Origin of the sequence: Pseudomonas extremorientalis, from assembly GCF_001870465.1 — a bacterium.
In the GTDB taxonomy this organism is placed as follows: domain Bacteria; phylum Pseudomonadota; class Gammaproteobacteria; order Pseudomonadales; family Pseudomonadaceae; genus Aquipseudomonas; species Aquipseudomonas extremorientalis.
Genome location: NZ_MDGK01000013.1, coordinates 96,943 through 103,503, shown reverse-complemented (window position 1 = coordinate 103,503; position 6,561 = coordinate 96,943). Strand labels below are relative to the sequence as shown.

General features: G+C 60.1%; 5 protein-coding genes and 1 pseudogene. 3 read left to right on the top strand and 3 right to left on the bottom strand.

Annotated elements, in window-relative coordinates:
• The 3 genes and pseudogenes from BFN10_RS03855 to BFN10_RS03845 all read right to left on the bottom strand — a co-directional run.
• Positions 1 to 1,222: pseudogene (locus BFN10_RS03855) on the bottom strand (type IV secretion protein Rhs); the annotation flags it as partial.
• 198 nt (positions 1,223 to 1,420) lie between these two features.
• On the bottom strand, positions 1,421 to 2,902 hold the full coding sequence (locus BFN10_RS03850) for a methyl-accepting chemotaxis protein (protein ID WP_058427988.1): 1,482 nt from the start codon (positions 2,900 to 2,902) through the stop codon (positions 1,421 to 1,423).
• 96 nt (positions 2,903 to 2,998) lie between these two features.
• Positions 2,999 to 3,805, bottom strand: a complete 807-nt coding sequence (locus BFN10_RS03845) for a TatD family hydrolase (RefSeq protein ID WP_071488541.1) — start codon at positions 3,803 to 3,805, stop codon at positions 2,999 to 3,001.
• Between the two features lie 236 nt (positions 3,806 to 4,041).
• On the opposite strand from BFN10_RS03845, the gene BFN10_RS03840 reads away from it, so the two are divergent.
• The 3 genes from BFN10_RS03840 to BFN10_RS03830 all read left to right on the top strand — a co-directional run bounded on the left by BFN10_RS03840 (position 4,042) and on the right by BFN10_RS03830 (position 6,559).
• Complete coding sequence (locus BFN10_RS03840; protein ID WP_058427986.1) at positions 4,042 to 5,463, top strand: MltF family protein; 1,422 nt, start codon at positions 4,042 to 4,044, stop codon at positions 5,461 to 5,463.
• Between the two features lie 102 nt (positions 5,464 to 5,565).
• Positions 5,566 to 6,000, top strand: coding sequence for a DoxX family protein (locus tag BFN10_RS03835; RefSeq protein ID WP_071488540.1), 435 nt, complete (start codon positions 5,566 to 5,568; stop codon positions 5,998 to 6,000).
• Positions 6,001 to 6,250: 250 nt separating this feature from the next.
• Positions 6,251 to 6,559: a hypothetical protein gene (locus tag BFN10_RS03830; RefSeq protein ID WP_071488539.1), complete on the top strand. Its 309-nt coding sequence runs from the start codon at positions 6,251 to 6,253 to the stop codon at positions 6,557 to 6,559.
• Positions 6,560 to 6,561 lie beyond the last annotated feature (2 nt).

The window sequence follows — 6,561 nt, the reverse complement described above, 5'->3', positions numbered from 1 at the left end:
GAGCAGAAACCGGCACATCATCCACGGTCTCCTGCCGCACCAACGCGGTTCGCTGGGACTTGTTGCGCACCACCGGCACCGCGTTGGAGACCACCTGATCCGCAGCCTTCAACGGCGCATCCGGAATCACCCTTATCGGCGTCTCTGCGCTGCCCAGCAACAACGGCCTGGCCGCTTCGACATGGCCCTCTAGACGAGGTCCAACCATCTGGTCCGCCAGCATTTGCAGCCATTTACGCACGCGCTCGGATTTGATGTGCCCCAGCACCTGCATACCCAAACGAAGCTGAACCCCCATGCCTCGCGTGGCCCAGATCAGAAACAGATTGATCAGCACCTCGCCGGTCATCTCGCCCAGCAGCTCGTACATCTGCGGCGGCGGCAGCATGCGTACCCAGGCAACCAGGGCCGACAGATAGATAAACATCAGCGGCTCATCGCTGAGCACAAGCAAGCCCTGGGCAATGGTGTCCTTGCCCAGTTTCAACAGTTCATCCAGTTCGGCCTGGGAGACGTACTGCAGCAGTTTCTGGCTATTGCTCTTGAGGTCCGCCAGCAGGTCGTACAGTTGTGTGAAGTTGTCCCACAGGTTGTAGAGCGCCTTGGCCATGCCGCTGGAAAACGCCATGCCCTGCATCGCACTGCGTTCCAAGGATATGGCGTTGGCAAAGTCGCTCCATTGCGGCTTGAAGGTCTTCGCCCACTCATCACGCAGGCCCATTTCCAGCTCTGCGATCACCGACTGATAAGACGCATACAGCGCCTTGATGTGATCCTTGGAAACGTTGGGATAGAGGGTGATCTGGTAGCGCTGATCGCGGGTGCAGTCGCTGACTTCAAGCATGCCGCTGGGGCCGATGGTGTGATGGATCGGCGCACCCATTGGGCTGCCGTCAGGCGCAATCGCTTGCAGCATCACCGGCGTATTGCCGATAGGCACAAACCGCGTGCTCTCGAACATATGCACCAGGGTCAACGCACCCTGGGCCTTACAGGTGGCAACCGTGCGATTCGGTTTCTTGGAGGACGCCGGAGCGACGAGGGAAACCTCGTCGCCGACCTTGAACACCTGCTCGACTTCCAGCGCCGAGCCGCTCCAGAAGCTTTCGGCCCACTCGTCAAACGTGTTGAGGCATTCACGCAAGTCACGCAGGACGCCTTCAACGTCCGGCGCCTTGGCATCCATGGGCGCCAGGATGAACCGGGCAATAACTGGAGTCATGAGGCAGCCCCATTGAGTGGGGCACGGCTGGAGAAGTGCATCGGCGGTCCCTCGCGCTGATTGAACAGGCGAGAGACTTTGAAGAGGTTGCCAGGGAAAAGAAGTCGGCGTTATTCGCCGGGAGGGTTAGGACGTTTCGCCAAAACCTCGGGCAAACCGAGGCTTTGTTGTAGGTATGGGATTACGGGTTGAACAGTCCTACAGCTTCAACTGCCCAATCGCCTTGCTCAGTTCACCGGCCAAGGTTGCCAGTTCATTACTGGTCGTCGCCGAATCCACGGTTTGCTGCACGGTGTTCTCGGTCACATCCCGAATGCTCACCACCGCACGGTTCATCTCTTCGGCGACGTGGCTTTGCTGCTCGGCAGCGACGGCGATCTGGGTGTTGCTTTCACGCATCTGCGCCACGGCACTGGTGATTTCGGCGAGGGCCGCGCCGGCTTCCTGGGCTTGCTGCACGCAGTCGTCAGCCTTGAACGAGCTTTCCTGCATGAAGTCCACCGCGTCGCGGGTGCCGGCCTGCAGCGCCGAGACCATGCGGGTGATTTCGTCGGTGGAGCTTTGTACGCGTTTGGCCAGGTTGCGCACTTCGTCGGCAACCACGGCAAAACCCCGGCCCATTTCCCCGGCGCGGGCGGCTTCGATGGCGGCGTTGAGGGCGAGCAGGTTGGTTTGCTCGGCGATGCTATGGATCACGCTGACCACGCCATTGATTTTCTGACTGTCCTCGGCGAGCTTCTGGATCATCTCGGCGGTCTGCTGCACGCCCGTGGAGAGGCCGGCAATCGAGCGTTGTACGCGGGTGACCACTTCCTGGCCGCTGCCCGCCAGGGTGTCGGCGGTCTGGGACAGGTCGCGGGTGGCGCCGGCGTGCTGGGCGATGTGGTAGACGGTGGCGGTCATTTCGTTGATGGCAGTGGCGGCCTGGTCGGTTTCGCTTTGCTGGCCGAGCATGCCGTGCTGCACGTCGTTCATGCTGCTGGCCAACCGTGCGGCGCCATCGTCGAGTTGCTGGGCGGTGCGTGCCACGGTGTTGACGACGCGCTGGTAGCCCGCTTGCATGGCGTTGAAGGCGCTGGCCATCTGGCCAACTTCATCCTTGCAGGCCAACGGCACGCGGGCCGATAGGTCGCCGGTTTTCTCTACGTGCAGCATCACGTCTTTCAGGGTGTTGAGTTGGCTGAGCAGGAAGCGGATCAGCAGTTGCGAGGCGCCGAGCATCGCCAGCATCAGGATCAGGACCGCCACTGCATAGTTGGCGAAGCGTTCTTCGAACACCTGGCTCAGGCTTGGCGCGTAGGCAAGCACGGCGACGTATTGACCGTCAGGGCGGGCGATGACTTCGGCACCCATCAGCGGGTTTTCGCCGAACCACGGCATGTGATTGAGTTCGACCCAGCCCAGGTTGCTGCCAAGGGCTGACAGATCCTGCTCCGCCAGTTGTGGGACCTGGCCGCGCTTGAACGTCAGCCAGTGCTCGCCCTTGGGCAATGCTTCGCCAGTCGGCCACGCATTGAACAAGTGTGCCTGGGCTTGCGCCGAAGCCCGGGATGCATCGCTGCGGGACTGTTGTTCAAGCTGCACGGCATAGAGCACCAGCAGCAGGGTGGTAATGAAGGCGACCGCATTGACGGCCCAGAATTTGTACTTCAGCGAGATATTGCTAAGCCAGGCACCCATGGAAGGTTTTCTCTGATAGCGGAAACAGCATTGGCAAGGTGCCATTATTGTGCCGCTATCCAGGAAAACGGTTTTGACATGGGTCAATGCGCCGCATCAATCCACGGCAGGCAGCCCAAAAAAGCGACGGGCGCAGGCCGTGCTGTGGCGTGCCAGGTCTTCCACGCTCTCGTTGCGGTGCAGGGCGACTTCGCGCAGCACTTCGGGTAGATACGCGGGCTCGTTGCGACCGTTTTTCGGCTTCGGACGCAAGGTGCGCGGTAGCAGGTAGGGCGCGTCGCTTTCCAGCATCAGGCGGCCACGGGGAATTTCCCTGACCAGGGGGTGCAGGTGTGTCCCACGGCGTTCGTCACAGATCCAGCCGGTGATGCCGATGTGCAAGTCGAGGTCGAGGTAGCTGAACAGCGCCTGTTGTTCGCCCGTGAAGCAGTGCACCACGGCGGCGGTGAGGTGGTCGCGGTAGTCCTTGAGGATATCCAACAGGCGCTGGTTGGCATCACGTTCGTGGAGGAATACCGGCAGTTTCAGCTCGATGGCCAGCACCAGGTGTTCTTCGAGGACTTTTTCCTGCTGCGGACGCGGTGAAAAATCCCGGTTGAAATCCAGCCCGCATTCTCCGACTGCGCGTACGCGGTTTTCTTTCAGCAACCCGCGCAAACGTGATGCGCTATCGCCGTTCCAGTCACTGGCGGAGTGGGGGTGGATACCCGCCGTGCTGAACAGGCGTTGGCTGCTTTCATCGAGTTTTTCGCACAGCGCCAGGGCCTGTTCGCTGCCCTCGATGCTGGTGCCGGTGAGTACTAATTGTTGCACGCCGGCAGCATAGGCACGCTCGAGCACGGCCTGGTGCTTCTCGTCGAAACTGGGGTTGGTCAGGTTGACGCCGATATCAATGAGTTGCATGGTGCTATCTCCGCCTGCGGCCGGAAAGCATATCAGAGCTGTAGATTTATAAGAAAAACGAAGAACTACAACGAGTTATAGCTGTCTTTGAACGTCGCAAGCGACATTGTGGTTGGCCCGCCGCCTTTCATCATGCCGCCGTTGCGTACCTTGCCAGCGCATAAAGCGCTCTGTTTCTGACCCCCACCGCCTCGTTTTTCGCGAGGGCGTTGGCCAGTATTCTTTCCGGAGAGCGGATGATCCGACCCTCGGCGTTGCTTATGTTGTGCCTGACGATGCTGCTGCCCATGGCGGCGGTTGCGCGTCTGGACGGGCCGCTGGAAGTGACCAAGCCCGGCAAGGTGCGTGATTTGGCGGAGATTCGTTCAAGCCGCACGTTGCGCGTATTGGTCAACCAGAGCCGTAACAGCTCCGGTGAGGTGCAAGGCCAGGCCATCGGTGTTGAATACCATCGCCTGCGCGCCTTCGAGCAGTACCTCAATGGCCATGCCCGTGATGGCCAGGAGATCAACCTCAAGATCATTCCCAAGGCCAAGGACCAGTTGCTTGGCGCACTGGCCCGTGGCGAAGGTGATTTGGTGGCGCCCGGTGAACTGCTCGATGTAAAAGCGGCGCACAAGATCAGCACCAGCGACCCGATTGCCAGCGATGTGCCGTTGTGGCTGGTGGGGGTTAAGGGCGAGCGGCGGTTTACCAAGTTGGAACAATTGTCCGGCCGCACCCTGGCGTTGACCACCGGTAGCGCCGCGGCGGATGCCATCAACCAGGTCAATCAAAAACTCGCGCTGCACAAGCAGCCGCCGGTGAAAGTGGAGTGGGTGGACCCGACCCTGGCCGTGGAAGATGTGCTGGAGATGGTCCAGGCCGGTATTTTCCACCTGACCATTGTCGAAAAGCCGATTGCCGAGCGCTGGTCGAAGATCCTGCCCAAGTTGCGTTTCGATAAGCAGGTGGCGATCAGCGAGCCGGGCGACGAATACTGGTTCGTGCGCCAGGATGCCTCGATGCTGCGGGCCAGCATTGATCGATTCCTCAAGACCTATCGAACCCCGTCCGATCAGGATGTGGCATTCCAGCGTATCTACCGTCGCCTTTACCAAGTGCGCAACCCATTGGCCCGCGTCGACCGACAGCGCCTGGAAAAACTGCGCCCGGTCTTGCAGAAACACGCCCGCGAGCAGGGCATGGACTGGTTGAACCTCGCCGCACTGGCCTTCAAGGAATCGGCGCTTGACCCTGGCGCGCGCAACAGCGGCGGCCCTACCGGCTTGATGCAGATCACGCCATCGGCGGCGCAACGCGTGGGGGTCAACAACATCGAAAGTCTCGACAGCAACGTGCAGGCCGGCGCGCGGTACCTGGCAATGATCCGTCGCAAGTTCTTCGCCAGCCCCAAGCTCAACGAGCGCGAGCGCATGGCCTTTGTGCTGGCGGCTTACAACATGGGGCCGGAGCGGGTGCAGGGCATGCGTACTGAAGCCAAGCGGCGGGGGCTCAACCCCAACCAGTGGTTTTTCCAGGTTGAACGCATTGCCATGGAGCAGGTAGGGATGGGCGGCGTCAGCTATGTTAATAGCGTCAACAAGTATTTCTTGGCGTTCGATCGGGAGCGGGAGTCCCTGGAACCGCCAGCGCCGAAAATCGCTTCACGGAAGTAATCGATTTTATCGATATTAATCAGGCATTTTTTCGGCTTTTATCATTGCTTTAACTGATTAATATAGCGGCCAACCAACCCTACTTTGAAAAGGATCTGCACCATGAGCCCACTGATCAACCGCATTCTCTCCACTCGCGCCGGTTACGGCCTGACTATTCTGCGCATTGTGGTAGGCATCATCTTCGCCGCCCACGGTTCGCAAAAGCTTTTTGGCTGGTTTGGCGGCTACGGTCTGGCGGGCACCGCCCAGTGGATGGAAAGCATCGGCCTGGCGCCGGGAACGCTGATGGCGCTGCTGTCGGGCGGTACCGAGTTCTTTGCCGGCCTGGCGTTGATCATCGGTCTGCTGGTTCGCCCTGCGGCATTGGGCCTGACTTTCCTGTCGCTGGTGGCGATCTTCTCGGTGCACATCCATAACGGCCTGTTCATGGCCAACAACGGTTATGAGTTCGCCCTGGCCCTGCTCGGCGGCTCACTGGCGGTACTGCTGGAGGGTGCTGGCAAACTGTCCGCAGACCGCGCCATCGCCCACTGATTGGGCTGCAACACCTTGAATCGGCCCGCCCTGTGCGGGCCTTTTCGTTGCTCGGGATTCTTGACACCGCCCCACCGGCTTCTCTAGGATGCCGCTCATGCGCCGATTTAAACAGCTAATTGCGGGGCGCCATGGGTGATCGTCATCGGTCCCGACAGAAGCGTGTTTCATGCTTCGAAATTCCGCTAAAGCGCTGGTTCGGTGTTGCCTCTCACCTGCCCGCAGACTTTTGAGGCAGAGACACGACACGATGAATGCATTACGCCCCCTGATACGCTTGGCCCCGATTACTGCGGACCTCACTCAACGCAACCCGAAAATTCTTCTTGGCGGCAAACACCAGCCCACGCTATTGCGTTACCTGGATGGTTGGCCGCGTCGCACTGGCCGACCTTCGGCGTTCCTGATCCAGTTTGTTGAAGATGGCGATTCACTTGCGCGTTTTGCCAGTGACAGCTTTGACCTAGCGGTTATCCAGGCCCCGAGTGCCAACAATGCCACCGAAGTCATCCGCCAATTGACCCGTATCGCACGACAGGGGCTGATAGCCCGTCGCTGAAC

Excerpts from the sequence above, each read along its gene's own strand:
- BFN10_RS03850 (WP_058427988.1), bottom strand. The coding sequence starts at position 2,902 with ATGGGTGCCTGGCTTAGCAATATCTCGCTGAAGTACAAATTCTGGGCC.
- BFN10_RS03845 (WP_071488541.1), bottom strand. The coding sequence starts at position 3,805 with ATGCAACTCATTGATATCGGCGTCAACCTGACCAACCCCAGTTTCGAC.
- BFN10_RS03840 (WP_058427986.1), top strand. The coding sequence starts at position 4,042 with ATGATCCGACCCTCGGCGTTGCTTATGTTGTGCCTGACGATGCTGCTG.
- BFN10_RS03835 (WP_071488540.1), top strand. The coding sequence starts at position 5,566 with ATGAGCCCACTGATCAACCGCATTCTCTCCACTCGCGCCGGTTACGGC.
- BFN10_RS03830 (WP_071488539.1), top strand. The coding sequence starts at position 6,251 with ATGAATGCATTACGCCCCCTGATACGCTTGGCCCCGATTACTGCGGAC.